Source organism: Desulfoscipio gibsoniae DSM 7213 (genome assembly GCF_000233715.2).
In the GTDB taxonomy this organism is placed as follows: domain Bacteria; phylum Bacillota; class Desulfotomaculia; order Desulfotomaculales; family Desulfallaceae; genus Sporotomaculum; species Sporotomaculum gibsoniae.
In genome coordinates this window covers 4,045,445-4,071,007 of the sequence record NC_021184.1, presented here as the reverse complement: position 1 = coordinate 4,071,007, position 25,563 = coordinate 4,045,445, and the positions used below count along the sequence as shown (strand labels likewise).

Here is a 25,563-nt window from a genome sequence, read left to right as displayed (position 1 = left end):
AAGTAAGACTGGCAAAGGAGGTTTTTCGCTTGAAGAAAAATTGGTTGGCAATTTTATTAGTTGTAGTATTATTAACAGTTAATTTACCAAATAATGTTATGGCGGCTCAGCCAATGACGGTAATTCATAACGATGAGCAACTCCAGCTTGATGTCCCACCGGTTCTTGAAAAAGGCCGGGTACTGGTGCCACTTCGAGCTATTTTTGAAGCTTTAGGTGCTGTGGTTGATTATGATGCGACGACTGAAACTATCATTGCTACTAAAGGAAAAAACAGAATACGCCTTCAAACATTCTCAACACATGTTTTTCTGAACGAAGAAGCTATTCCTTTAGATGTCCCGGCCAAAGTCATTCAAGGACGAACTATGGTTCCGCTGAGGTTTGTTTCTGAAGCATTAGGTGCGGGAGTTAAATGGGATGCCGGGAGCCGAACGGCGATAATAAGTCAAAAAGGTGGACCTGAATTTGATACTGAAGCACCAGGCGGCGTTAATACTTCAATTTATTATTTACGTGAATACAACCCCCAAAAAGAAATCAATGAAAATCAAATTACCTGGCAAAACGACGACATTATGTTTGTTGCCCATAAGTCAAAGTCGGAAGAAATGCATACATCGGATACAATAATAAGCTCTATGACTATAGAAAAGGGTAACACAAAGCATGATATTAAGCTTGCTGAAAAGCCGGTATCCATTTCTTCACTGAGTCTGTCCGCCAGTGACGAATATTTGGCCGTGAATGCTTTTTTTCACTATGGTTTTAAAGTAATCATTGTTAATCTAAACAGCGGAGAATATATCATTTTAAATGATTATCTCGAATCCAAGGGACAAGGATTTGTAGAGACGATACATTCTTACAACTGGTCGCCCGACGGTAGTAAACTGGCTTTTTCTTTTGGTGACACATCTCAAAGTAAGCTGGCAATATATAACTTGAACAATAAAGCTTTATCGTTAATACCTGCAGAAGGCGTTTACATCACCACCTCTTATATATTGTGGCACAAGGATGGACAATGCTTGGACTTTATAAGCGAGTACCCATCGGAGCACTATAAACTGTATAGATATAATATTGACCAAGAACATGTGGAAAATATAATGAATTTGGAACGGGATGATTTATTAAAAATGCGGGAATTTAATCCACAAGAGTTTTAGTTCAGGGGGATAATTTTTACCAGGAAAAGCAAGGATTATGGCAAACTGCCGTTGATTTTACTGTCTGAAACAGCTACAGATTTGTACGGATAATGTACGATGTATGTTATTCAGACACTTCGAAAACAATCTGATTTTATTAACCCTTCAATACTAATATAGTATAAATAACAAACCTCGAATATTTTTAGGATTATTGAATATTTTCAGTCTTTTTTTAATCATAAAAATACTTCTTTGTTAACATGTGGCATGATGTTTGCTTCTTTAGTCTCTTACCAGGGTTTGATTATAAAACTGACATACGTGCTTTAGATAACAGGGTGGGGGATGTGATTCAGCTTGCTATGCTTTTGAGATCTCCATAAGCAAGACCGGGGTCGGTGCCATTACGTGCAATCCATCCCGGTCTAAGAGAAACGGGGTCGATGGAAGTATTAACGAAATGCGTTATTTTTTAAATTGCCAAAAAATTATAGGAGGTGTTTCTCGTGCTCATTGAAACAAAGATTAGCGATTGCATGTTATGTGTATGGGACTGCGGGATTAAAGCACACATTGAAAATGGGCGTTTAATGAAAGTAGAAGGCCTACCGGAGCACCCGGTAACCAAGGGTTATATCTGTCCCCGTGGGGAAGCTTTGCCCAGCTATGTATATTCGGCTGACCGTTTAACGACCCCGTTACTGCGGGAAAAAGGTCGCTTTCAAAAGGTAAGTTGGGACACAGCGTTAGACTATTGCGCGGAAAAGTTAAATGATGTTAAGAAAAAGTATGGTGCCCGGTCGCTGGCCGTTTTTTGCGGTTCCGTGGGCGTGGAAAACATTGAAGTGGCTACATTTGCCCGGCGTTTCAAGGGCGCTTACGGTACGCCAAATCTACTGTCGGTGGAAAATATTTGTTACCGGACCCGCATTTTGGCTCGCCAGCTCACTTTTGGCCGTTATCCGTTGGACGACCCGGGGGATGCCCGGTGCATTATCCTGTGGGGACATAATCCCGATGGCTCCAAGGGAATGCTGGCAGAGCAAATTAGGGAAAAGTTAAATGATAATAATTTTGAATTAATTGTTATCAATCCTAAACGTATACCGCTGTCGGAGAAGGCCCACCATTTAACTATCCGTCCGGGCACTGATGCGGCACTGGGGTTGGCGATGTTGAATGTGATTATTAACGAGGGGCTTTACGATAAAGAGTTTGTCGACAATTATACTGTGGGCTTCCCAGAATTGGTGGAGCACGTTCAACAATATACTCCCGAATGGGCGCAGGAAATTACTTGGATAAATGCAGCTGATATTAAGGGTGCAGCCAGGATTTATGCCCAGGCCGGTCCCAGCTGCATTATTCAGGGGATTAACAGTCTCGACCAACACCGTAATGGTTTGCAAAATTCCCGTCTTTTATCGATCCTGCAAGCGGTTACGGGTAATTTTGCCGTTCCCGGTGGTTGGGTTGAAGGCCCCAGGATTCCTCTGGCCAACTTGAGCCTGAAGGATCAGGAAGCACCTATCGGAGCGGAAGAGTATCCCATTTTCAGTTCACTGTGGGGCCGCAAGGCGCCATTTGGGATAGCTACTTTACTTCCACAGGCAATACTTGAAGGGAAGCCTTATCCCATAAGGGCAAGTATCATTACGGCTGCCAACCCGGTCGTTTCTTTCCCCGCCGCACATCAGTTTAAAGAAGCCCTTTCCAACTTGGACTTTTTGGCGGTCATTGACCCGTTCCTTACCGAGACCGCTGAATTAGCTGATGTGGTTCTGCCGGCTTGTACCTTCTTAGAAAAAGGTGGTCTCTCTTACGTTTACGGTGTTGTATTCGGCGAACCGTATGCCATGATCCATCACAAGGTGATCGAACCGGTGGGCGACAGTTGGCCCGACTGGAAGATCTGGAGCGAACTGGGACGGCGTATGGGTATGGGCGAATATTTCCCGTGGCAAACCGATGAAGAGGTCACTAATGCCTTCTTGCAAGATGGCGAATTAAAAGATAAGTTAAACGCCAACCCGGCGGGAGCTTATTATGGTGAAAAACAATATTATATTTATAAAAAGAAAAAACTGGGGACACCCAGTGGAAAAGTGGAGCTTTACTCGCAAACATTAAAGGATCACGGGTATGACCCTATTCCGGTATATCTTGAGCCAGGACAAAGTCCTGTCAATACCCCTGAGCTTTATGAAAAGTTCCCGCTAATTCTAATCAGCGGCGAACGGGCTCAGGAATATACCCATACCCAGCAGCGTCAAGTGCTTGAATTACGTAATAATAATCCGGAACCCCTGGCAGAGATCCACCCGGTTACGGCAAGTAAGTACGGCCTGGCGGACGGTGTTATGGCCCAGATTGAGACCAAAAGCGGAAAAATGAAAATGCGGATGCGCACAACCGATAAATTAGCGCCTGGTGTAGTAAGTGTCCCACACGGTTGGGGAGGTAACGCCAACGTGAATATGCTAGTTGATATGGATGTATTTGACCCCATCACAGCTTATCCCGACTTTAAAACGGTACTTTGCAGTGTGACACCGGCTTAATGCAAGAGCACTTATGGTATAAGTAACGGGGTTGTCAGCCATACCTGGAGGGGATGCAAGTCGCAAAAGAAAATTATGCTGGCGTAATGTGGCTGAGTTTGCCAGCCACACTCTAGGGGATATGCGGATACACCTGTCCATTCTACCCCTGTGGAGCATATAAGTCTGTCTGTCAAACTATGTACAACATATATTAATGCTGATCAATAGTTTAGCCCCGGCACGGGATAAAACCCGGAGCCGGGGCAAACTATTTGCAGAACTGCGGGTGGCACTATTGAGGTGCTGTTCAGGTTTAAATAGGCAAAAGATGTCCTTATATTTATATGCACCAGCAACATTCAGCGATATATAATTATTTCTCTTGTTCTATAAATTTTTTAACTTCATTTTTGTTCAATGCCTTGCCGGATGATTTAATTTTACCGTTGATGATTAGCCCGGGAGTGAGCATAATACCATGGCTGGCGATCTGCTTGATATCGGTGATCTTTTTTACTTCGGCGTTGATACCGGTCTCGCTGAGCACTTCCTGCACTGCTTTTTCTAGAGCGTGGCATTTGGGGCAGCCGGGGCCCAATACTTTAATTTCCATGTTTTAGTCACACCTCCCTTCGGCAATATAATGACTATAAAAGCTTTAACCTGCAATTATGCCAAAGATATACCCGGATAGCGTGGACATAATTACCACCAGGGTTATATAGATAGCCGTTTTCTTGGTGCCCATAATACTTTTAATGGTTAACATGCTGGGCAGGCTCAGAGCCGGTCCGGCCAGCATCAGGGCCAGAGCCGGACCCCTGCCCATACCGCTGCCCAGCAGGCCCTGTAAAATAGGCACCTCGGTCAACGTAGCAAAGTACATAAATGCGCCCAAAACTGAGGCTAGCACATTGGCACTTAGTGAGTTGCCGCCCACCCAGGTGGAGACGTAGGAGTTGGGGAGAATACCGGCGTCCAGGCCGGGACGGCCCATTAGAAAGCCTGCAATTAATACGCCGCCCAGCAGTAGAGGGAAAATTTGCTTTACATAACCCCAGGTGGCGTCCGTCCAGGTAACCAGCTCTTCCTTATTGAACCATAACCTGATAATTACCGCTAGTGCCACCAGCAGCGCCACCGTAATATACCAGTGTACCTCGTAGACCGCGTTAAAAAAGCCTACTGGTTGGGCTGGTTTACCCCAGGCGGCAAAGACAAGGATAAAAATCATAATGGAGAAAAACAGGCCATATTGCCACAGTGATTTGTCGCCTGGTTCAGGCTCGGGTAGTTCCAATGCCGCCGCTTCTTTGGCTCGTTCTTCTTTTAGAAAAATAAAGTGCATAATCAATCCAATAACGATGGAAAAAACTATTGCCCCTACTGCCCGGGCAATGCCCAGATCCGGTCCCAATACCCGGGCCGTCAGTATGATAGCCAGCACATTGATGGCCGGTCCGGCGTATAGAAAAGCAGTGGCGGGGCCGATGCCGGCTCCACGGGTATAAATACCTGCGAACAGCGGCAGTACAGTACAGGAGCATACTGCCAGCACACTGCCTGATACTGAGGCTACTCCGTAGGACAGTACTTTATTGGCACCTGCACCAAAATATTTTAACACTGACGCCTGGGAAACAAAAACCGATATGCCCCCCGCGATGAAAAAGGCAGGTATCAAGCAGGCCAGTACGTGCTTTTGGGCGTAATCCTGCAGCATGAAAAATGCTTCCAGTATAGCTGATTGCATCCTAGGGTTTTGCAGCGGCAGGTAAAAGGCGGCCAAAAAAACTACAACTATAATGAGCAGTTTATTTCGTTCTTGCATACTATCCACTTCTCTCAATTATATAATTAGCTAATGGTTATTTAACTTATAAGGATCGCATGGGGTAGTTCACTTTTAAGTCTTAGCTTTGGATTTCAGCACTTCGCATAAGCATGGCTGGGTGCGGATAGGGGATAGCGGCACACCCCGTTCCAGGTTATCCTGCACGTTTTGCAAAAAGCTTTGCACTGTTTGCATAGCCTGGTTGTAATTATCCCTGTCAATGTTATATAAAACCCACTTGCCTTCCCGGCTGTCTGTTATTAGACAGGCCTGCTTCAACAACTTCAAATGGTGAGATACGGCGGGTTGGGATAAATCCAGTGCCTCAATAAGCTCGCAAACCGCCATTTCCTGTCTGGATAGCAGGTTAAGTATCTTTAATCGGGTGCTATCAGCCAGCGCTTTACATATTTTTATAATATTACCCGTTATTTCTTCCATTGTACTTGCTCCTTTCGATAAACATAATTAAATATTTAAATATGTTTATATGTTAACTTTGCCAGCTTAATTTGTCAACTTTTAATTGGTTAAACCATTTATTTTTACAGTGCTATTTTATGCCACTTGCATGTTATAATTGCTAATTTAGCCTGCCATGAAATGCTGGAATAGTAGCCGACCCCTTTGGGGCCAGGACTCGTTCGGCTATAGAAAAAACTACTTTGTTTGGTAAACCAGAAAATTGCTAAATATGTTAACGTGGAAAACCAGTGTGTGTGTCGCATAAAAGACAATAAATTTGTCATCTGAATGACTATCTATTTGTCATTAAAACGACATTATGATTAAGAATTATCTGATATTTTTATTATGAACATAAGCAAAATTAATCATCTAGCATGAGGTGTCGTAATAGCTATGCATATAAATATAACGGATTTTAACGACATTGATATCAAGGTGGATCCAGTTTTAACCGATATCGAGAAAATGTTAATTAGAGAGGCTGGATCATTGGTGCATTATCCCAAGGATCATGTAATATTTTCGGCCGGGGATATTGCGGATAGGGTATATCTGCTGGAGAGCGGGTGGGTAAAAATATATAGAATCTCAGCTGACGGCAAGCGAGTGACCGTAGGTAGTATGCGTAGTCCGGGTGAACTTATGGGGTTGGCGGAAACTTTAATGGGCGTAGAGCGTATATGCTTTGCCGGGGCGATTAATAATGTGACCATGGTGGCGCTAACCAAAACAAGGTTTGAGGAGTTATTGGCCAAATATCCTTTTTTATCAATAAAGGTAGCTGAATTGTTGGCCGTCAGGATGAGGGAGGCTGAAGCCATCATTCATGAGATGGTGTGCTGGCAGGCGCCTGGCAGGCTGGCTCATATGCTAATTAAAATGGGCGAGCGTATGGGTGAGCAGACCAATAATGGCATTAAAATTAATTTACAGTTAACCCACGAAGAACTGGCCAGTATGGTGGGCACTTCCCGGCAAACAGTGACTTCGTTTTTAAATACCTTTAGAAATGAAAACAGCATTGTATATGAAGGTAAAACGATAAGCATTATAAACCCGGATAAACTTGCTAAGTGGCTGGCTTAGTCAATAATCAAGAAGAGCATAATTAATACAAAACAGCCGGTCCACACCTATCTGTGGGCGGCTGTTTTGTTGGTATATCTCTCACTATTGTTACCAGTCGTGTTACTGATGGGTGTACTGCTGTTGCTGCTGCTGCGTTGGTGAGTGGGAGATAAAGTTTTGCGGGGTGTTGGGTAATTGATACCAGCCCCGCTGGGACATATAGGTATAGATCTCGTAGGACATTTCAATGCAATTGCGGGCCATGTTGGTCAATGCAGTACGGATATGGGGCTCGGAACTTTCCAGAGCGGCCCGGGTATTGATATCTGCGCCGCATTTGTGGAATTGCAGTGCCCCCTCGGCGATTGCGTGGTCATTAAAACCGGTGTTTGAGGCAGCCTGAGCGCCGGTTTGCATGCCTGTTTGCATACCCATTGGCACGCCCAGCGGGGCTTCCGTACGGGTGGGCGTTGACATGCTAATTCCCTGGCTGCCTATAGAGTGCTGCATGGTATAGGGTACGGTACCGGTTTGCCCGGTGCTGTACTGTGGTGCAGTCCACTGGGTGCCGTATGGCGCGGGGGCGGAAGTTGTCGTGGCGGTGGCCATTGCGCCTGTGCCGGTCATGGACATGGTTGTAGGCATTGGGATATTGCTTATGTCCAGTCCGTGACTTTGCATCATTTGGGTAAGTCTTTGAAAACTGTCCAGGGTGTGCCTTTGCTGACGATCCAGTATGGAGCGCAGCTGCTGGTCCTGACAGCTATTCATGTATAGGTTGTAGTGATCAATCATGCTGGCGTTACTCCGTAATACTTCGCTGATTACCATTGCCTGGCGGGTTCCTGTTTTCATGGAATTCCTCCCTTTGCATAATTGTTAATGTTATCTTGTTTATTATTCAGGTATTTGCCGGAAATTATACAAGGAAGGAATATTGAATGAAATTATTAAATATGGCTTATGACTTTCATTTGCGTCATCGATAGAATAAGTTTTGTCTTGGTATCGTTGATAGGATAAATAATTTGGTTATTATTAACCCGGTGCTATATGGGCAATGCAGTAATAGAAAGTGCGTAAGTTTTAAGTTAAACAGTTATATTTGATTATTAAGATTATGCAGTTAGTTTAATAAAGTTTAAGCCTGACCCCTTTTGGAGGCCAGGCTTTGTTGTGCAGTGTGGTGGTTAGCCGACACCCATTTTGACTTTGCTCTCCTGCTTGACGCCTAGGCCGATGGAGGCCATTTTGCGCCGGACAAAGGCCAGCTGCATTTGCAGGGGTAGCTCCATAGGGCAGTTGTCGTCGCATGCCATTAGACCCATGCAGCCGAAGGCTCCTTCCTCGCAGCCTACTACTTCAAAATACTGCTCCGGGGTGCGCTCGTCCCGGGGGTCCACCATGAACCGGGCAACCCGGTTAATACCGGCCGCGCCTAGAAACTCATCCCTGATGTTGGCGGTGGCGCAGCCTGCAATGCAGCAGCCGCACTCAATGCAGCGCTCCGCTTCGTAGATCTCCAGGGCGGTTTTATTGTCCATGCGCTCTTCCTGTTTCGTGGGGTCAAATGTTTTACTGGTATGCACCCATGATTCAGTCTTCAGGGACAGGTTCCTGAACCAGGTACCGGTGTCCACGGATAAATCGCCAATTAATTTAAAGACGGGCAATGGGAACAATTTAATTTTCTTGGGCAGTGACCTGGTCAGTGTTTTGCAAGCCAACTTGGGACGCCCGTTGATAATCATGGCGCAGGAGCCGCAAATGGCGGCTCGGCACACGAAGTCAAACATAAGTGACGGGTCCTGTTCTTCACGAATCATATTCAGAGCCACAAATATGGTCATGCCCGTGGTTTCTTTGAGTTTATATGTCTGCATTTGCGGCTTTATTTCGGGTTTGGCAGGATTATAGCGAAATATTTCAAAGGTTAACTCACGATCAGCCATTATTTGCCTCCTTTGGATTGAGCCGAGGATTCGCCGTAACCGCGGTCTCCAGGCGGCAGTTCGGTAATCTTGACGGGCTCATATTTCAATTCAGGCAGGTCCGCGCCTTCAGGCCAGTAAGCCAGGGTGCGCTTGAGCCAATTGGTGTCGTCCCGCTTGGGATAATCCTCCCGGGCGTGGCTGCCGCGGCTTTCGGTGCGCATCAGCGCGCCGTAGGCTATGCACAGTGCCAGTCGCACCATGCCGGTCATGCGCAGCGCCTGGGCAAGTTCCGGGTTGGGACCTTCGCCGTTGGATTTTAAGCCAATCTTAAGCGAACGGTGGTAAACTTCCTGCAGGTTATTCACTGCGGTTTGTAAGTCTTTACCATTGCGGAAAATTCCTACATAATCCATCAAGTTCTTTTCCATTTCATTGCGGACTTCATATACGCTTTCTTTACCGTTCCAGCCATGCACCAGGGCCTTGATGCGGTTTTCCTGCTCTTTGACGGCATCGTCCACAAGTTTATAACTGTATGATAAGGTAGCGTCCTTGGTGAACTCGGCCACCTTTTTACCGATAATCTGGCCGGCGGTGATGGTCTCGGCCAGGGAATTACCACCCAGGCGGTTGAAGCCGTGCAAGTCCCAGCAGGCTGCTTCGCCTGCGGCAAACAGGTTCTTCAGGCCGTAAGCAGCGCCGTCTTTGTTGGTGCGCACGCCGCCCATGCTATAGTGCTGGGTTGGGCGCACGGGGATTAAATCTTTCACCGGGTCAACCCCGGCAAAGTTGCGGGCGATGTTGGCGATTTCCCGCAGGTTGGTATTAATATGCTGGGCGCCCAGATGCCGGATGTCCAGCCACAGGTGCGGCCCGTAGGGGCTATCTACGCCATGACCGGCTCGCATGTGCTGTGTCATGCGGCGGGACACCACGTCCCGGGAGGCCAGTTCTTTTTTCTTGGGCTCGTAATCAGGCATAAACCGGTATAAATTTTTATCCAACAGGTAGCCACCGTCACCCCGGGCGCCCTCAGTGATGAGAATCCACACCGGCACCATGCCCGTGGGGTGGAATTGCACGGCCTCCATGTTCCCCAGGGGAACGATGCCTGTGTTCAAGGCCACGAACATGCCGTTGCCCTCGTTAATTACTGCGTTGGTGGAGGCGCTATACAGGCGGCCGTAGCCACCGGTGCAGATGACTGTTGTTTTAGCTATATATACTCTCAGGTCGCCGGTACGCAGGCAGCGGGCCACAACGCCAACGCACCGTTCTCCATCGTGAATGAGGGAAATGGCCTCGGTGCGGTCATGCACTGTGATACCCATTTTAACCACCATGCTATCCATAGTGTATTGCAGGGTATGACCCGTGCCGTCGGCGGTATAGCAGGTACGCCATTTGGCTGTGCCGCCGAAGTCCCGGGCTGTGATCAGTCCTTCCTTTTCCTTTTTCTCTTCGATCACCCGGCCGTCGGGGAGTTTTCTCTGTCCCGCAACCACGCGGTTCCAGGGTACGCCCCAGATGGCCATTTCCCGCACTGCCAGTGGTGCGGTTTCTACGAACATTCTGGCTACTTCCTGGTCACATCCCCAGTCTGAGCCTTTTACAGTATCAGCAAAGTGCACATCGGAGTTGTCGCCTTCACCCATGGCGCAGTTGCCCAAAGACGCCTGCATGCCGCCCTGGGCCGCGGTACTGTGAGAACGGCGCGGCGGTACCAGGCTTAATAGTGTTACATCATGTCCTTGGGAAGCCGATTCTACGGCAATTCTTTCACCGGCCAGGCCTGCACCTACGATTAGTACATCAGTTATATGTGTTTGGTATATGCTCATAGGGTACCTCCTAACTGGATAAAGACTACCATTGCCGCCAGGCCCAGGACAAGTATTACGGCGGTAATAGCTTTAGAAATATAACCGATAGGTTTGCGCGGGAACCAGCCCCATTTAACGAATTGACGGTAAATACCGAATCCGGCGTGATACTCACCTACAATAAGCAATACCAGATAAAACCACCAAAATGATTCCATTCGCTGGGCGCTGGTAAAGTCGCGGATAGGCCATCCTGTGACTACTAGCCATACGTGGATACTGGCCAGCACTAAAATAGCCATACCTGTGATGGCCTGGAACACCCAGGTCCAGGTATCGGTGTGGCGCAGCATTTTAGCGTGCTGCCAGACAATGCGCTGTTCTTGCATCCGGGTGGGTATGCGGCGTCCCGCGATAACAAAGTGCATCAGTGCAACTACTACAATAAACGGGATGCCGATATACGACAGGTAATAGGTATCTAAAAATTCGGATAACATGTTAAACGTTTCCGGAGAGATTATTATGGTGGCCACGAACAGCATATGAGTCCACAAAAATCCCACCAGAATAAACCCGCTGGCTAATTCAAGCAGATCCAGGTACAGATCTGTTTTGTTGCTTTTGGATAGGGTTCTTTGTAGCAACAGCTTCTTCTCCTTTCTAGTTGGGGTTGTAGCCGCCGGCCCGGCTTTGAGAGTGGGTATTTTCTATAACTATCGCCTCCTTGGGATAATATATTTTAATAACTTATTAATTTATTTATCTAAAAATTTTAAATCCGTTAGCATTTAAAAATTAGACATTGGTTGCTCAAGTTCCTTTAATAAATTATGTTAAATTATTTTATTGCCATTTATTTCCAAAGCACCGGTGATTTTTGCTGTTTGTATTGAGAAACGACCGGTATTAGTGCTACTGCTGATGGTTGGTGTTTAATAATGCAACTTCTGTGCCCGAGTACATGCTATGGTATTACTGGCTTTATTAAGATAAACAGTTTCTAATTTTTAATATTTAAAAATTGATTTTAAAAAAACGTTTAAATATTAAAACAATTCACTGGCTCAATTAGTTATTTCAGTTATAAGTGAGTGTTGAAAAGTAAGCTGAGGTGCCAGGTACTTATGTTTGCCCCTTTATGAGAGTATTGTCATAAAATGTTATTTAGCGAAAAATTAACCTTTGAATGCTTGATAAGCTGGTAAAACCTTTAATAACAGGGCTTTGCCTGAATTTTTACGCAACTTGGACATTTGCCACGGCGTTTTATGCAATGGTTTCCTGTAATGGTTTGGCCATAATTAGGTTATTACTAAAGCAAGATTAAAGAATTATTAAAGGAGGTACCATGGATGAAAGCTACTGGTATTGTGAGAAGGATAGATGACCTTGGCCGCGTTGTTATCCCCAAGGAAATTAGACGTACCATGCGAATCCGTGAAGGCGAGCCACTAGAGATATACGTAGATCGTGAGGGGGAGGTAATATTAAAGAAATACTCCCCCATTAATGAACTGGGTGAATTTGCTAAAGAGTACGCTGATTCATTGCATGAAGCTCTGGGGCATGTGGTATGTATTGCCGACCGTGATGAAATAATAGCTGTCTCCGGGGGCTTTAAAAAAGAATTAATGAAAAAACCCATCAGCGGAATGCTTGAAGAGTTCATCAATAACCGGCAGACCCAGATTGTCGAAGAGGAGCACAGCTTGGCTGCGGATGAGCGGACAATGTTTAAAAATAGTGTCATTTCGCCTATTATTGCCAATGGGGATGCCATTGGGGCCGTGATCATTACCAGTAGTGGGGATGATCGCATGGGTGACCTGGAGAAAAAACTCTCAGAAACAGCGGCCTCGTTTTTAGCCAAACAAATGGAAGAATAAACGCCTTACGGGGCGTTTTTTTTTGCGTTAAAATAAACTATTCAAATACAACAAATTTTAAACACTGCTGCTATTCAAAAATAACATTAATATTTTGTAAAATGGGCACTATAATATTGCAGGTTCGTAATGGCCGCGCTAGGAGTGTTGCCAGGTTACGTGAGGTTCAATAAATACTCTACTGGTTGTAATATGGCCATTACGAGCTTGAAGGTGAGAACCCCTTCCTCTTTCCGGGAAAGGGTTCTCTTATTTTGTGTGTATGCTGATGGCTCTTGCGTAAACATCCAGGGTGTCGGATGCAATTTGATGCCAATTAAACTTAACCGCTACATTGCGTCTGGCTCGCCTGGCAAAGTGTAGGGCCAGTTCAGGGTTATTGAGCAGCTCGGCAATGTAATGGGCAAGCATGGCGGCATCGCCGGGTGGTGAGCAGTAGCCGTCAACTCCGTGCTCGAAAATATCCCGCAGTCCCCCGGTATCGGATACCACCACAGGTATACCTGCGGCCATCGCCTCCAGCGCCACGATACCGAAGGGTTCGTACAGGCTGGGGAAAACAGCCACATCGGATTGGCCCAGCAGTTCATTGCGCTGCTGGTCGTTGACAAAGCCTACAAAGTTCACCCGGCCGGCTATGCCCAGCCCTTTGGCCAGCTCCACCAGCTCCGGTTGGTAGGGTCCCTTACCGGCAATAAACAGCCGGGCCGGGCCGGCCTTTTGCAAAATCAACGGCAGTGCTTCGATTAGTACTTGCACACCCTTTTCCGGCACCAGCCGGCCAAGGAAAACAATGCTTTTTTCTCTGTCATCAATGGATAATGGTTTTTCCCGTTCCGGTAATATGCTTTCGGGCTCCACCCCGTTGGGGATCACAATAATTTTATCAGCTGGCTGGTTGAATAAACGGGTTATCTCCTGGCCCATATAACGGCTGCAGCCGATTACTAAAGTGGCCCGTCTGGTGAGCTCATGTTCCAGGCTGTGGATATGTCTTTGTAAATCATTATGCAGTCCCTGGTTGCGCCCGTATTCGGTGGCATGGATGGTGGCAACCAGGGGCAGGTTCATTTGGTCGCAAATTTGCCCGCCTGCTTCGCCTACCAGCCAGTCATGGGCGTGCACCAGGTCGAAAGGTCCAAAAACCTCGGCCAGTTTCCCGGACATCTCTGTCATTCCCTTATTTAACTGGCCAACCCAATCAATAAAGTACTCAGCGGTAAGTAAATCAGGGTGAATGCGGTGTACGTGCACGCCCCGTTCCAGGCTGTATATTCCTTTGCCCGCCACCGGGCAGGTGATAATGTGCACCTCGTCCCCCAGGGCGGCCAGGGCGCAAGATAAATCATGGACGTGTCTGGCCAGCCCGCCTACCGTTTTTGGTGGGTATTCCCAAGATAATATTAAAATTCGGTAGCTCGCGCTTGCGGCAGCCGGCCGTTTAACCGTACCGAGGCTGCAGAATACGTAATAATTAATATCGGGCAAAAAAATGGACCTTGTTTCGATATCCTCCAGTATATCCCGACTGATGTTACCTGTCTCCAGCATCCGCGCCAGTATGTTGAAACGTCCAATATGGTTTTTAAACCGTTGCTCTGCGTATTCCACCGCCGTGTTCGAATGAATAATGAATGGCCAGTCGCTGCTTTGTGCCAGCAGCAGTTCCCGGGCCGCCTGGTTCAAGCACCTGGCTGTCAAATCATGCGCGTCGGGGTTGTTATCGGCCAGTTCGGACATTTTATCCTCGGCCTGGTGCAGGTGTTTATACATCCAGTCAGTGGAGGTGTTGAGCCAATATTGATTATAGCCGCCCTCGCCCCAGCTGCACATGGGCAGTTCCACAGCCTGGTTATCCGGATACTCCTGCAGGTATTCAACGGGAGTAATCATGCTCAGTGCATCGCTGCTGGCGATTTCCCGGCAGAGAAAATTAATCCAGACCGGGCCTTCAAACCACCAGTGCCCGAACAGCTCGGCGTCATATGGAGCCACTACCAGCGGGCGGCGATTTATGATGCAGGCCGCCTTTTCCACCTGTTGACAGCGCTGTTGTAAAAAATTTTCCGCATGCCGGGCCGCCTGTTCCCTGGCCAAGGCGGGCAGGTATGGTTCCTTGTGCGGACCGCTGCCCGTGATACGGTGGTACTTAAAACCGGTATCCACTCGAATATTACCGCCGGGCAGAAAAGGTCCGATATAATCCAGTGGCAGGTCGAAGCCGATATCCCGGTAAAACTCCCTGTATAATGGATCTCCGGGGTAGCCGCTGTGCCGGTCCCATACCTGCCGGGAGGATGCGGGATCCCGGCCAAAGGCTGCTACCCCGGCAGCGGTGCAGACCGGCGCGTAGGTGCCATAAAGCGGTGCCGGTTGACTGTGGGTTATGCCGTGGGTGTCCACGAAAAAGTAACTAATCCCGTAATCGCTAAGTGCTTCGTCTACGCCCGGTGCATATGCGCACTCGGGGAGCCAAATGCCTGCCGGTGAGTGGTCGAAATGGCTGGTATAAAGATCCAGGGCGGTTTGAATTTGAGCCCGCCAGCTGGACCGGTTGATCATCAATGGCAAAAAGCCATGGGTGGCGCATGTGGTCAATATTTCCAGATGACCTTGTTGCTGTAGTAGTTTAAATGGCTTAAGCAAGTTGCAGTTATACCGCTCAAACTGTTTTTTTATTTCAGTAAGCGTTTCCAAATAAAAACCGGCCAAGTGTATATACTGTGGGTCACCCTGCAGCCGTTCCCGTTCCATCTCGGCCAGTACGATGGATTTTTGCAGGTGTTTCAGGTAGCGCTCCTGTAACATTTGGTTATCTAGCATTGTAATTAAGGTTGGGGAAAGGGAAATAGTGAGACGGTAAGGCACCCCATCCTTTTGCAGTGACTCAAAAACATTTAGCAGTGGTAGATAGCATTCCGTCAGTGCTTCAAACAGCCATCTTTCTTCCAGCCTTTCGGGCATTTCCGGGTGGTATACATAAGGGAGATGCCCGTGCAGTACCAGGGCCAGGTAACCTGTGTTCATTATGTTCCCCCCGCTCAAGAGGCTTCGTTAATGCCCATGTAAAAGGACATTTGCTGTATTAGTTCTTGTACTGTTCCAGGGGGACGGTTGGTCGGAGCCTTAGTAACTTCATTCCGTTGTTCCACAGGCCGCCATTGGGCTTGAACCGGTGTAGACATAGGCGCAGCGGGCGGTGCAATAATATTATTTGATTTGATCATGCAATAAAAAATGCCATTTTGCTCCCAGCCCATTTCTGCCTGGTAGTGGCAGCCAGGTTGTAGATCATTAAAATACCAATTATTGGTAAAGGCAGGTAGGACTATGCTTTTTACCAATCTGGGCTGCTCATCCTGCTGCCCCGGGGGAAGTTCAAATAAACGCACTACCGGTTGGTGCTCTTGTACAGCTCTATTCTGGCTGAAGGCCAGTTCCCAGTAAAGATAGGCGGTATGGGGGTTAACCACCAGTAGAACCATTTTATTTTCGTCGTACCACTGGGGCAGTTCCATACGGTCAATGCAATTTATCATATTAAAATCACCTTCTATCTAAATAAATAGTTTATAAATATTTGGTGCCCTGGCGCTGTACAGAGATCACTATCTGGTAAAATTTACTTCAAGTATAACAGAGTTTATAATAAATCTGTACAAAAATATGTTAAGATTAAGTAAAAAATAAAAATTGTGGTTGCTGGCAAAATGATAATAATGGCAGTCCGGTCACATATTATAATATTTAGGGTATAACAAATCCTATTTAAGTGAGTGGAGGTATATACAATGTTTCCTTTTCGCACCGTTACGGTTACCCCCAGGTTGCCCGGGGAGATTAGACGCCTGAGGGAGTTGGCCTATAATTTATATTTCAGCTGGAATAATTGTGTCGTTGATCTATTCAAGGCTATTAATCAAGATTTATGGGAGGAGGTCTACCATAACCCGGTGCATTTTTTATTGCGGGTGAACGAGGCCGATTTACAAAGGGCGGCAGCCAGTGAACAATTTTTAAATCAATACCGGCAAGCTGTAGACTCATTCGATATATATATGCAAAAAAAGACCTGGTATGATAAATATATTGAACGGGCCGGTGCCACCGGGCACCAGGTTTCAGAAACGCCTGACAATTCCGGAGGTGACAGGCTGAATATTGCTGGAGGAAATTCCCTGGTCGCTTATTTTTCCGCCGAATTTGGGCTGCATGAATCATACCCTACTTATTCCGGTGGCCTGGGTTTGCTGGCCGGGGATCACTGCAAGGCGGCCAGTGACCTGGGGCTGCCCTTTGTGGGGGTGGGCCTGCTTTATAAACATGGTTATTTTACCCAGTTAATTAATCGGGAAGGGCGCCAGGAGGCACATTACCATTATCAAAATTTCAGCAAACTGCCTATTACCCTTGCTTTGGACAGCAGCGGCCGGGAGTTGGTGGTAACGGTGGAATTGCCGGGACGGCAGGTGCAGGCCCGGATATGGCAGATTAAGGTGGGCAGGATTAATATCCTTTTCCTGGATGCCGATCTGCCCGTCAACAGCCACGAAGACCGTGAGCTCACCGGGCAATTGTACGGTGGCGACCAGGAGACGCGCATCGGCCAGGAAATTTTGCTTGGCATGGGCGGGGTAAAGGCGCTCAGGGCCTTGGGGCTGGCACCCACAGTGTGGCATATCAACGAGGGGCATGCCGCCTTTTTGCAGGTGGAACGGCTGCGGGAGTTTGTGGAAGATAAGGGTTTGCCGGTGGGGGTGGCCCTGGAGGCGCTGCGGGCCGATAGCTTGTTCACCACCCATACCCCGGTGCCTGCCGGACATGATGTTTTCAGCCCTGAAATGATTGACCGCTACTTCAGTTATCTGTACCAGCGACTGGGTCTTACCCGGGAGCAGTTTTTGCAGCTGGCTTACGATGATGCACGCGGCGGGTTTAATATGACACTGTTGGCTTTGAATCATTGTGGTTTTTGCAACGGGGTCAGTAAATTGCACGGTGCCGTGTCCCGCTCCATGTTTCATTACCTTTACCCCAATATTCCCCTGGAGGAGGTGCCCATCGGGCACGTGACCAACGGTGTGCATACCCTGACCTGGTTGGCTCCGGAGATGCGCAAACTGTTTAACAAGCACCTGGGTGAGGAGTGGAAAGATTGTGCCTCCTCCGTTGCCCCCGATTGGCATCGGGTGGATGATATACCCGATCATGAACTTTGGGAAGTCCATATGGAATTAAAGGAGAAGATGGTGCATTTCGCCCGCCGGCACGTGGCCCAACAGCGGGTGCGCAACCATGAGACACTTGAAAGGGTAAAGGAAGTTGAAAACTATCTTCGCCCAGGGGTGTTGACCATTGGTTTTGCCCGCCGGTTTGCCACTTATAAACGGGCCGGTCTGTTGTTTAGGGATAAATACAGACTAGCCTCACTGGTCAATAACAGTGAACGCCCGGTACAATTTATTTTTGCCGGCAAAGCGCACCCCGCCGACCAGCCTGGACAGGATTTAATTGAATTTATTTATGATATGGCTGCCGAGGATCGATTCCGGGGCAAAATAGTTTTTTTGGAAAATTACGATATAAATATTTCACGCTATTTACTGCAGGGTGTGGATGTTTGGCTGAATACCCCTCGTCGCCCCATGGAGGCCAGTGGTACCAGCGGTATGAAGGCTGCTGTCAATGGTGTGCTGAACTGCAGTGTGCTGGACGGGTGGTGGCCTGAAGCTTATAATGGTAATAACGGATTTGCCGTGGGCGAGGACTGGGATTTCCCCGACGATGACGCCCGGGATCAACATGATTTTTATTCGCTGTACTCATTGCTGGAGAAGGTCATTGTTCCGGCTTATTACGATCAGACAGATGGGATGCCTGGAAAGTGGGTAAGTTGGATGAAAGAGTCTGTTAAAACTATCGCCCCCCATTTCAGTACCCGGCGAATGGTGCTGGAGTATGCCCGGAATTATTACTTACAGGCTGATCAAAGAAATCAAATATTCAGTGCCGATGGATATCAGGTATGCAGTGAGCTGTGTCAGCTAAAATATTTTTTGCGTGAACACTGGAACCACATTAGAATAATAGGTGTGGAAGCCAGCTGTGCTGAAAGCATGCATCCTGAGGAAAAATTGAGGGTAAGGGCCACGGTGGAATTGGGCCCGGTACCCCGGGATAACGTGTGTGTGGAAATTGTGTACGGAGAGGTAACCAGAAGGGGATTACAATCTATTAATACGTTGCCTTTGCATGAGGAAGGCACGGCTGGCAGTGCGGGTCAGGTTATTTACTCGGGAGATGTCAGCCTGCCCCAGGGCACCTTTGGCTACACGGTACGCGTTCGCCCGTACAGCCCCAACTTCGCCCACCATTTTGAGTTACCGCTGGTGTGCTGGGCATTATCTTTATGAATAGTTATTTTACTACTGACAGAGGTACTTATGAAAGATAAAGCGCTGTTGGAATTGTATAATCGTATAGTCAACTGTCGGTGCCCGTGCCCCGGGGAAAGGACTGGGGCCGGGCTGGTCAGGGATCGCGGTAATCTCGGCGCTCGTATTGTTTTCTTGGGCGAAGCGCCGGGTGGTGAAGAAATTAAGCAAGGTATGCCCTTTGTCGGTCAGGCCGGGCGCAATTTGGACGAGTATCTGAGCCTGGCGGGTCTTGGACGCAGTGATGTGTTTATAACCAATGCTATAAAGTGCCGACCCACCCAAAATGACGGGCGGTCCAATCGCAAGCCCCGGGCCTGTGAAATAAAACACTGCGCTCACTGGCTGGATGAGGAGTTGGCATTACTGTCACCAAGGGTGATTGTTGCCCTGGGTGATGTGGCCTTGAAAAGATTGATCGGCGGCAGTGGGCGTATCGGCAACTGTCACGGCCAGCCCTTTGAATTGGAGAAATACATTGTTTTCCCCATGTATCACCCGGCGGCATCAATATATCGCCGGGCTTTGGTGGAGGTAATTCAGGCCGATTTTAAAAGACTGGGTGTTTGGCTGCAAGAAATACTCAATTAGTTTTTCGGTAATTATCAAAGTTCCTTATTTGTTAAAAAAACAACCCGGACATATGTTTTGGCCGGGTTATTTTTTTTGCCCTGTTTAAAAATGTAGTATGACAGACAGTGTATGATTATTTTACATGTCCAGCTCCAAATTTTTTGGAAAGTAACCCGGTTTAAGTAATATTGAAGCATCGATTATTGTTTTAATATACTGAAACGACTCATTTAGAATTTAATTTAGAATCCGAAAAAGTAATTGGCGCTATAATTGCAATATTGCAAACAAAGTTAAGTTTTTGAATATTTTAAAGAATTAGAAGTGTTACGCATTCTAAATTTAAAATTAGTAATTGATATGCAGATAATCATAATTTCAAATTTCCCAAGCATCCGATTTGTGGCGTAAGGCTTTGGCCCTTGAAAATAAGAAATTTTCTATTGAGGGGGGATGTGATTTAAATAGTTATTATTTTTAACTTACTTTCAGTTTTAGGGATTGTTGCCTGGCGAAATGTTTTATAAAAATGAAAGGTGGTTTAATAATATGGAATTAACCAACATTCCGGATGAGTTTAATATCGCATCTTATCTACTAGATCGACATTTAATAGAGGGGCGTGGCAATAAAGTAGCTGTTTATTACGAAGATCGAGTATTTACCTATGCAGAAATTGCGGAAATGGCAAACAGAGCGGGAAATGCACTACTTGGTTTGGGAGTTGAGCAGGAAAACCGGGTTCTTATTTGCCTGCCTGATAGCCCGGAGTTTTTAGCTGTTTATTTTGGGACAATAAAAATTGGCGCGGTGCCGGTGCCGGTAAGTACTATGGCATTACCCAAGGATTATCTTTACTTTTTAAATGATAGCCGGACCAAAGCATTAATCACCAATTCGGAGCTAGCCCAACAATTTGTCCAGGTTCAAAATGAATTCAGGTACTTGCGGCATTTCGCCGTTGTTGGACAACCACAACCCGGTCAACTTAGCTTTGATGAATTAATTAGTAAAGCTTCCCCTGAATTGACTGCAGTATCTACATCAAAAGACGATATGGCCTTTTGGCTGTATAGTTCAGGAACCACGGGAACCCCGAAGGGTGTAGTGCACTTGCATCATGATCTTTTACACTTTATGCCCTCGCATTGTCGCGAAGTTGTGAGCATGACCGAAGAAGATATTATATTGTCTGTTTCCAAGATCTTTTTTTCCTATGGCCGGAACAATTCTCTGGATTCAACATTTCTTTGTGGGGCATCAGTTGTCCTTTATCCGGGAAGACCGGAACCGGAAAAATTTTTTGACGTCATTGAAAAATATCGTCCAACCTTATTTTACGGCGTGCCAAGCGCTTACTGGGCCATGCTTAACTATTTAGAAAAAACCGGACGTAAAGTGGATCTTTCTTCTGTAAGATTATGTGTATCAGCAGGTGAGGCTTTACCCAAGGTGATTTTTGATAAATGGAAGGAAATCTTTGGTCTGGAAATTTTGGATGGGCCAGGTTCAACGGATGTTGGTGCAATTTATATGTCCAATAAGCCGGGGCAAATAAAACCTGGTAGCAGTGGCAAGTTATTGACCGGCTTCGAGGGGCAGTTGCTTGATGAAGACAAGAATGAAGTACCCCGGGGTGAAATAGGAACATTATGGATAAAAAACGACGGGACTACAGCTTGCTATTGGAATAAGCATGATAAGACCAAACAAAGTATCCATGGGGAATGGTTTAATACAGGCGATCAATTTTACCAGGATGAAGATGGCTATTTTTGGTATGCCGGGCGAGCTGACGACATGATCAAGCCCAGTGGTTTATGGGTTTCTCCCTTGGAGGTAGAAGGTGTTATGTTGGAGCATCCGGCAGTTAATGAGGTGGGAGTAGTTGGAGAAGTAAATGAATCAGGTTTGGAGAAAGCGGTAGCTTTTGTCGTTTATAAAGAGGGCTATACGCCGTCGCAAGAACTTGAAAATGAACTGCGGGAATACGTAAGAGGTAGAATAGCTCATTACAAGTGTCCGCAAAAATTTTATTTAGTTAAAGAATTACCGCGTACAGCCACAGGTAAAGTTCAGCGTTATAAGCTGCGCCAGTTGCTGGGTTGACGCTGGTAAAACTATACTAGCCTCACTATAAACATTTTAACAAAATGTTTATAGTGAGGTAAAAAACTGCAAAATGGGGGGGACAGTATGTTTAAAGATACCAGGGTTCTTGGTGTCGCTGCATTCGCTTTAATAGGTTTATTTATTGGAATAGCCAAACCATTTGTTGGTTTACCGGCCCAGGGTCATTTTATCATGGCTACGGTAATCGCGGCTTTGGGCTTTTGGATTTTCCGCCCCGGTGGATTACCTTTTTCGGCAGGTTGTTCGCTGATACTTGCCGGTGGTCTTATCTTTGGTCTTAAATATGACGTTGTTGCTTCGGGATTTGTTAGTTCAGCGGTTTGGGTATTAATCCCCGCCCTTTATTTTGGTTTTATTTTACAAAAAACCGGTTTGGGAAAACGGATTGCCTATCTGGTATTAAAAAGTTTTAAGCCAAGCTGGCTGTCGATGGCTTTTAGCTGGTTTATTATCGGTATCGCTCTTTCGGCGCTAACGCCATCTATTACGGTAAGGATAGCTATTGTCATGCCAATTGCTTTAAGTGTTGTTGAGGCCTGTAAACAGGAATATAGATCTAAAGGTTCCGCCTTTATTGCTTTGTTGGCCTGGGCTATGTGTCTTTTCCCCGGTACCGGCTGGTTAACCGGTTCCTTGTCAGGACCAATTATACTGGGATTTTTGCCCCCGGAATTAAAACCCATGGCCACTTTTGAGGCCTGGTTCCAAATTTTGGCCCTGCCCTGGCTATTAATAACGGTAATCTTTACAGTTCTGGTTTACTTTATTATGAAACCCAAAGAGGCAATTGGTATTCCGCGCGATACTTTTGAGAAAGAATATGCCGATTTAGGGCCAATTAGGCGCGAAGAAATAATTGCTATTATAGTCCTTGTCGGCTCTCTGGTAATGTTCAGCACCGAGAGGATTCACCATATTCCCACAGCTGCCACAGCCCTAGCAGCATTATTTCTATTAATTATGTTTAAATTGATTACTGTACCTGAGATAAGTAGTGGCATAAATTGGGATGTGGTTATGTTCTTTGGAGTTGCTATCAGTCTTCAGACAATCTTTGTTGCCAGCCAGGTATCAGGTTGGATTGAGCCAATATTAAGGCCAAGTCTATTGTCTCTAGCGTCTAATCCTTTAATATTCTTACTGGTGGCTACTTTTGGTATCATGTTGATTCGCTTTATCGATGTTCCATGGGGATTTTCCACAGCTGCCCTCACTATTACTGTGCTTATCCCCATATATACTCAATTTGGTATTCATCCACTGGTTTCGTCCATGGCTTACCTGATTGGCATCAACTTCGTTTTATTAAATTATCAGCAGCCTTTTATATTGATATCGGAAGGAATAATGCAAAACAGGGGATGGGCCCCCGTTCATGTGACTCTGGCCGGTGTGGCATATATTATAGCGGCTGTAATTGCTTTGCTGGTGAGCATGCCATACTGGCGGATGATTGGTGTTATTCAATAACCAATAGCTCGTAGATTTGAGATGTGTTTAAACAATTGAGAGGCCGCTGCAAGGTGATTGTGGTGGTCTCTCATTGGCTCTTTGTTATGTTGGTACTGGATATCGATTAAATACACCGTGGGAAACCGGGATAAAGGACTTGTTTTAACCACCTTTCCACCCTTATGGGTGAGTGTCTTTCACTCTTATGGGTAAATGATGGTGTCGCCTTTATATGGTATAGTAATTCAAAGTGCTTAATAATGTTTGGGGTGAACATATGAAGGCGAAGGAAATCATGGTTCCTGTTAAGGTATCGCTTAGTCCTGATAGTACTGTAAAAAATGCTTTAGTTATATTCCGTAAAACCAGGCTGACAGGAATTCCTGTAGTTAACAAGGATGGACTATTAATCGGAATATTTACCCGCTTCAACCTATATGATTGCCTTCTCCAAGGAGCAAACCTTGATACTAGTATAGAAGATTATTACCTGCGGGATGTTATTTATTTTCGCGAAAACAAAACCTTCAACAACCTTACCGAATTGATCCTTTGGTTGCGCAACGTCAGGATTGGCCAAACCCCTGTGGTAGATCTAAGCGGCAGGCCAAGCGGTGTTATCAACCAGGCTTATGCCGTTAATCACCTGCTTGATCACATTGAAATTCTATATGAGGAACTATCCAATATTTTCCAGCAAGTGCCATGTGGGATAGTGGCCACCGATGAGTTGGGGACAATAAATCTGGTCAGTGTTTTCCTAAACCGTATTTTCCCGGATGTCAAGGTTGGAGGACATATCAATGACTTTATTCCCAACCTGCCTTTTGAAAAGATTATCAACGGGGTATGGGCAGGTCCCCAAAGAATAAATTGTCTGTCTAAAGATTTAATTGTCAACGGACTTCCGATTATTCATACAGGTAAAACAAAAGGAGCAATTTTAATCATCCAGGATGCCGCAGAAATCGATTCAGCTAAATATTATAACCAAAATGAGCTGGTTCCCCAGGTTAAAATGGAACGCTATGATGAGCTATTTAAGTTAAACGGTACCAAATATACCATTGAGAGTATTATTGGTAAAAGCACGGTTATGGCAGACATAAAAAGGCGGGCCTTACAAGTTGCTACAAGTTCTTCTACGGTCCTTATATCGGGTGAAAGTGGAACTGGCAAAGAATTATTGGCCCAGGCTATTCATAACGCAAGTAACCGCGCTAAACGCTCTTTCATAAAGGTTAATTGTGCTGCGATACCAGCAGATATTGCTGAAGCTGAATTGTTCGGTTACGAAGGGGGAGCTTTTACAGGAGCCTTGAGACATGGAAAGCCCGGCAAGTTTGAGCTTGCCGATGGAGGTACTATTTTCCTGGATGAGATCGGTGACATGCCCTTATCGTTGCAAAGTAAATTGTTGCGTGTGATCCAAGAAAAAGAAGTGGAGCGGATAGGGGGAATCAAGACCAAGAAAGTTGATGTCCGTATTCTTGCTGCAACAAATAGGAATTTAAATAATCTAGTTAAAGAGGGAAAATTTAGAAATGACCTCTATTATAGATTAAAGGTTTTGGTAATTACGGCACCGCCCTTAAGGGAACATACTGAAGATATTCCCCTGCTGTTGGATTATTTTATTAGTAAATTTAGCAAAGAGTCCGGCAAAAAAATTAAAGGTGTAGCAGAAGATGTTATGAAATTCTTAATGAACCATCGCTGGCCAGGAAATATACGAGAACTGGAAAATATGGTTGAAAGGGCGGTAATTTACTGTAACAATAATATAATTGAATTAAATGATTTGGAAATTTATACAAAAGAACGGAAAAATAAGCATGAATTGCCTCATGGACTGGCTTTATCTGAAGTAACAAAAGATGCAATTATGAAAGCTCTTGAAATTACCGGGGGCAATAAGTCAAGGGCGGCAAAAATATTGGGTATAAGCAGGGCTGCTTTGTATGATAAATTAAAAGAGATAAAAAACCTTTAAAGCGCTTAAAATTTTGTTATTGCCTTTTTAATATGAAGTTTCAGAATAGTTTAATTTTTATGTTTATATATAGTACATTGTATGATTTTCATACAAATGTATTTATGAGCATAACCGGTATTTTCAGCGTTTTCATAAAGAATAACATGGTATAATTATTGCTTTAATATATAAAAGTAAACAATAATAGTAAATAGTAATGTAGCCGGCAGATAAAGTGATTAAGGACTTGACAAGTCAATAATTACTGAACTTATAATAC

18 protein-coding genes are annotated in these 25,563 nt (G+C 45.8%); 9 read left to right on the top strand and 9 right to left on the bottom strand.

Annotated features, from left to right (window positions below; genetic code table 11):
• Window positions 1–29 precede the first annotated feature (29 nt).
• Together DESGI_RS24075 and DESGI_RS19010 are read left to right on the top strand one after the other, a co-directional pair.
• On the top strand, window positions 30–1,172 hold the full coding sequence (locus DESGI_RS24075) for a copper amine oxidase N-terminal domain-containing protein (protein ID WP_006523811.1): 1,143 nt from the start codon (window positions 30–32) through the stop codon (window positions 1,170–1,172).
• A gap of 491 nt (window positions 1,173–1,663) precedes the next feature.
• Window positions 1,664–3,718: a molybdopterin-containing oxidoreductase family protein gene (locus DESGI_RS19010; protein WP_006523812.1), complete on the top strand. Its 2,055-nt coding sequence runs from the start codon at window positions 1,664–1,666 to the stop codon at window positions 3,716–3,718.
• A gap of 355 nt (window positions 3,719–4,073) precedes the next feature.
• Here the strand turns inward: DESGI_RS19010 and DESGI_RS19005 are convergent, their stop codons facing one another.
• The 3 genes from DESGI_RS19005 to DESGI_RS18995 all read right to left on the bottom strand — a co-directional run bounded on the left by DESGI_RS19005 (window position 4,074) and on the right by DESGI_RS18995 (window position 5,975).
• A complete protein-coding gene (locus DESGI_RS19005; RefSeq protein ID WP_006523813.1) occupies window positions 4,074–4,313 on the bottom strand; it encodes a thioredoxin family protein in 240 nt (79 codons plus the stop codon).
• 45 nt (window positions 4,314–4,358) lie between these two features.
• Window positions 4,359–5,531: a permease gene (locus DESGI_RS19000; protein ID WP_006523814.1), complete on the bottom strand. Its 1,173-nt coding sequence runs from the start codon at window positions 5,529–5,531 to the stop codon at window positions 4,359–4,361.
• 75 nt (window positions 5,532–5,606) lie between these two features.
• Window positions 5,607–5,975, bottom strand: coding sequence for an ArsR/SmtB family transcription factor (locus DESGI_RS18995; RefSeq protein WP_006523815.1), 369 nt, complete (start codon window positions 5,973–5,975; stop codon window positions 5,607–5,609).
• 420 nt (window positions 5,976–6,395) lie between these two features.
• Here DESGI_RS18995 and DESGI_RS18990 point away from each other — a divergent pair, with 420 nt between their 5' ends.
• Window positions 6,396–7,088 carry a Crp/Fnr family transcriptional regulator gene (locus DESGI_RS18990; protein ID WP_006523816.1) on the top strand — a complete coding sequence of 231 codons (693 nt, stop codon included), beginning with the start codon at window positions 6,396–6,398 and terminating at the stop codon, window positions 7,086–7,088.
• A 102-nt stretch (window positions 7,089–7,190) separates the two neighbouring features.
• Here DESGI_RS18990 and DESGI_RS23340 read toward each other — a convergent pair whose 3' ends face one another.
• The 4 genes from DESGI_RS23340 to DESGI_RS18965 form a co-directional block, all read right to left on the bottom strand.
• Complete coding sequence (locus DESGI_RS23340) at window positions 7,191–7,925, bottom strand: spore coat protein (protein WP_006523817.1); 735 nt, start codon at window positions 7,923–7,925, stop codon at window positions 7,191–7,193.
• 335 nt (window positions 7,926–8,260) lie between these two features.
• A complete protein-coding gene (locus tag DESGI_RS18975; RefSeq protein ID WP_006523818.1) occupies window positions 8,261–9,022 on the bottom strand; it encodes a fumarate reductase iron-sulfur subunit in 762 nt (253 codons plus the stop codon).
• Window positions 9,022–10,845 (bottom strand): fumarate reductase flavoprotein subunit, encoded by a 1,824-nt coding sequence (locus DESGI_RS18970; protein WP_006523819.1) that lies wholly within the window; start codon window positions 10,843–10,845, stop codon window positions 9,022–9,024. The genes DESGI_RS18975 and DESGI_RS18970 overlap by 1 nt, the downstream gene beginning before the upstream one ends.
• Entirely contained in the window at window positions 10,842–11,474 is a 633-nt protein-coding gene (locus tag DESGI_RS18965; RefSeq protein WP_006523820.1) for a succinate dehydrogenase/fumarate reductase transmembrane subunit, read from the bottom strand. The genes DESGI_RS18970 and DESGI_RS18965 overlap by 4 nt, the downstream gene beginning before the upstream one ends.
• A 708-nt stretch (window positions 11,475–12,182) precedes the next feature.
• Here DESGI_RS18965 and spoVT point away from each other — a divergent pair.
• Window positions 12,183–12,716, top strand: a complete 534-nt coding sequence (gene spoVT / locus DESGI_RS18960; protein WP_006523821.1) for a stage V sporulation protein T — start codon at window positions 12,183–12,185, stop codon at window positions 12,714–12,716.
• Between the two features lie 249 nt (window positions 12,717–12,965).
• Here the strand turns inward: spoVT and DESGI_RS18955 are convergent, their stop codons facing one another.
• A complete protein-coding gene (locus DESGI_RS18955; protein WP_006523823.1) occupies window positions 12,966–15,743 on the bottom strand; it encodes a 1,4-alpha-glucan branching protein domain-containing protein in 2,778 nt (925 codons plus the stop codon).
• Between the two features lie 14 nt (window positions 15,744–15,757).
• On the bottom strand, window positions 15,758–16,255 hold the full coding sequence (locus DESGI_RS18950) for a DUF4912 domain-containing protein (RefSeq protein WP_006523824.1): 498 nt from the start codon (window positions 16,253–16,255) through the stop codon (window positions 15,758–15,760).
• Window positions 16,256–16,507: 252 nt separating this feature from the next.
• Here DESGI_RS18950 and glgP point away from each other — a divergent pair, with 252 nt between their 5' ends.
• The 5 genes from glgP to DESGI_RS18925 all read left to right on the top strand — a co-directional run bounded on the left by glgP (window position 16,508) and on the right by DESGI_RS18925 (window position 25,301).
• Window positions 16,508–19,129 carry an alpha-glucan family phosphorylase gene (gene glgP, locus DESGI_RS18945; protein ID WP_006523825.1) on the top strand — a complete coding sequence of 874 codons (2,622 nt, stop codon included), beginning with the start codon at window positions 16,508–16,510 and terminating at the stop codon, window positions 19,127–19,129.
• A gap of 30 nt (window positions 19,130–19,159) precedes the next feature.
• Window positions 19,160–19,741, top strand: coding sequence for a uracil-DNA glycosylase (locus DESGI_RS18940; protein WP_006523826.1), 582 nt, complete (start codon window positions 19,160–19,162; stop codon window positions 19,739–19,741).
• Between the two features lie 531 nt (window positions 19,742–20,272).
• Window positions 20,273–21,832 carry a benzoate-CoA ligase family protein gene (locus tag DESGI_RS18935; protein ID WP_006523827.1) on the top strand — a complete coding sequence of 520 codons (1,560 nt, stop codon included), beginning with the start codon at window positions 20,273–20,275 and terminating at the stop codon, window positions 21,830–21,832.
• An 87-nt stretch (window positions 21,833–21,919) separates the two neighbouring features.
• The gene (locus DESGI_RS18930) at window positions 21,920–23,326 is read left to right on the top strand and encodes an SLC13 family permease (protein ID WP_006523828.1); all 1,407 of its coding nucleotides are present in this window, start codon (window positions 21,920–21,922) and stop codon (window positions 23,324–23,326) included.
• Between the two features lie 259 nt (window positions 23,327–23,585).
• A complete protein-coding gene (locus DESGI_RS18925) occupies window positions 23,586–25,301 on the top strand; it encodes a sigma-54-dependent Fis family transcriptional regulator (protein WP_041284994.1) in 1,716 nt (571 codons plus the stop codon).
• The last annotated feature ends 262 nt before the right edge of the window (window positions 25,302–25,563 follow it).

What these genes read in the sequence shown, in the direction of transcription:
- DESGI_RS19005 (WP_006523813.1), bottom strand. Translation starts at nt 4,313, where the DNA reads ATGGAAATTAAAGTATTGGGCCCCGGCTGCCCCAAATGCCACGCTCTA.
- DESGI_RS19000 (WP_006523814.1), bottom strand. Translation starts at nt 5,531, where the DNA reads ATGCAAGAACGAAATAAACTGCTCATTATAGTTGTAGTTTTTTTGGCC.
- DESGI_RS18995 (WP_006523815.1), bottom strand. Translation starts at nt 5,975, where the DNA reads ATGGAAGAAATAACGGGTAATATTATAAAAATATGTAAAGCGCTGGCT.
- DESGI_RS18990 (WP_006523816.1), top strand. Translation starts at nt 6,396, where the DNA reads ATGCATATAAATATAACGGATTTTAACGACATTGATATCAAGGTGGAT.
- DESGI_RS23340 (WP_006523817.1), bottom strand. Translation starts at nt 7,925, where the DNA reads ATGAAAACAGGAACCCGCCAGGCAATGGTAATCAGCGAAGTATTACGG.
- DESGI_RS18975 (WP_006523818.1), bottom strand. Translation starts at nt 9,022, where the DNA reads ATGGCTGATCGTGAGTTAACCTTTGAAATATTTCGCTATAATCCTGCC.
- DESGI_RS18970 (WP_006523819.1), bottom strand. Translation starts at nt 10,845, where the DNA reads ATGAGCATATACCAAACACATATAACTGATGTACTAATCGTAGGTGCA.
- spoVT (WP_006523821.1), top strand. Translation starts at nt 12,183, where the DNA reads ATGAAAGCTACTGGTATTGTGAGAAGGATAGATGACCTTGGCCGCGTT.
- DESGI_RS18955 (WP_006523823.1), bottom strand. Translation starts at nt 15,743, where the DNA reads ATGAACACAGGTTACCTGGCCCTGGTACTGCACGGGCATCTCCCTTAT.
- DESGI_RS18950 (WP_006523824.1), bottom strand. Translation starts at nt 16,255, where the DNA reads ATGATAAATTGCATTGACCGTATGGAACTGCCCCAGTGGTACGACGAA.
- glgP (WP_006523825.1), top strand. Translation starts at nt 16,508, where the DNA reads ATGTTTCCTTTTCGCACCGTTACGGTTACCCCCAGGTTGCCCGGGGAG.
- DESGI_RS18940 (WP_006523826.1), top strand. Translation starts at nt 19,160, where the DNA reads ATGAAAGATAAAGCGCTGTTGGAATTGTATAATCGTATAGTCAACTGT.
- DESGI_RS18935 (WP_006523827.1), top strand. Translation starts at nt 20,273, where the DNA reads ATGGAATTAACCAACATTCCGGATGAGTTTAATATCGCATCTTATCTA.
- DESGI_RS18930 (WP_006523828.1), top strand. Translation starts at nt 21,920, where the DNA reads ATGTTTAAAGATACCAGGGTTCTTGGTGTCGCTGCATTCGCTTTAATA.
- DESGI_RS18925 (WP_041284994.1), top strand. Translation starts at nt 23,586, where the DNA reads ATGAAGGCGAAGGAAATCATGGTTCCTGTTAAGGTATCGCTTAGTCCT.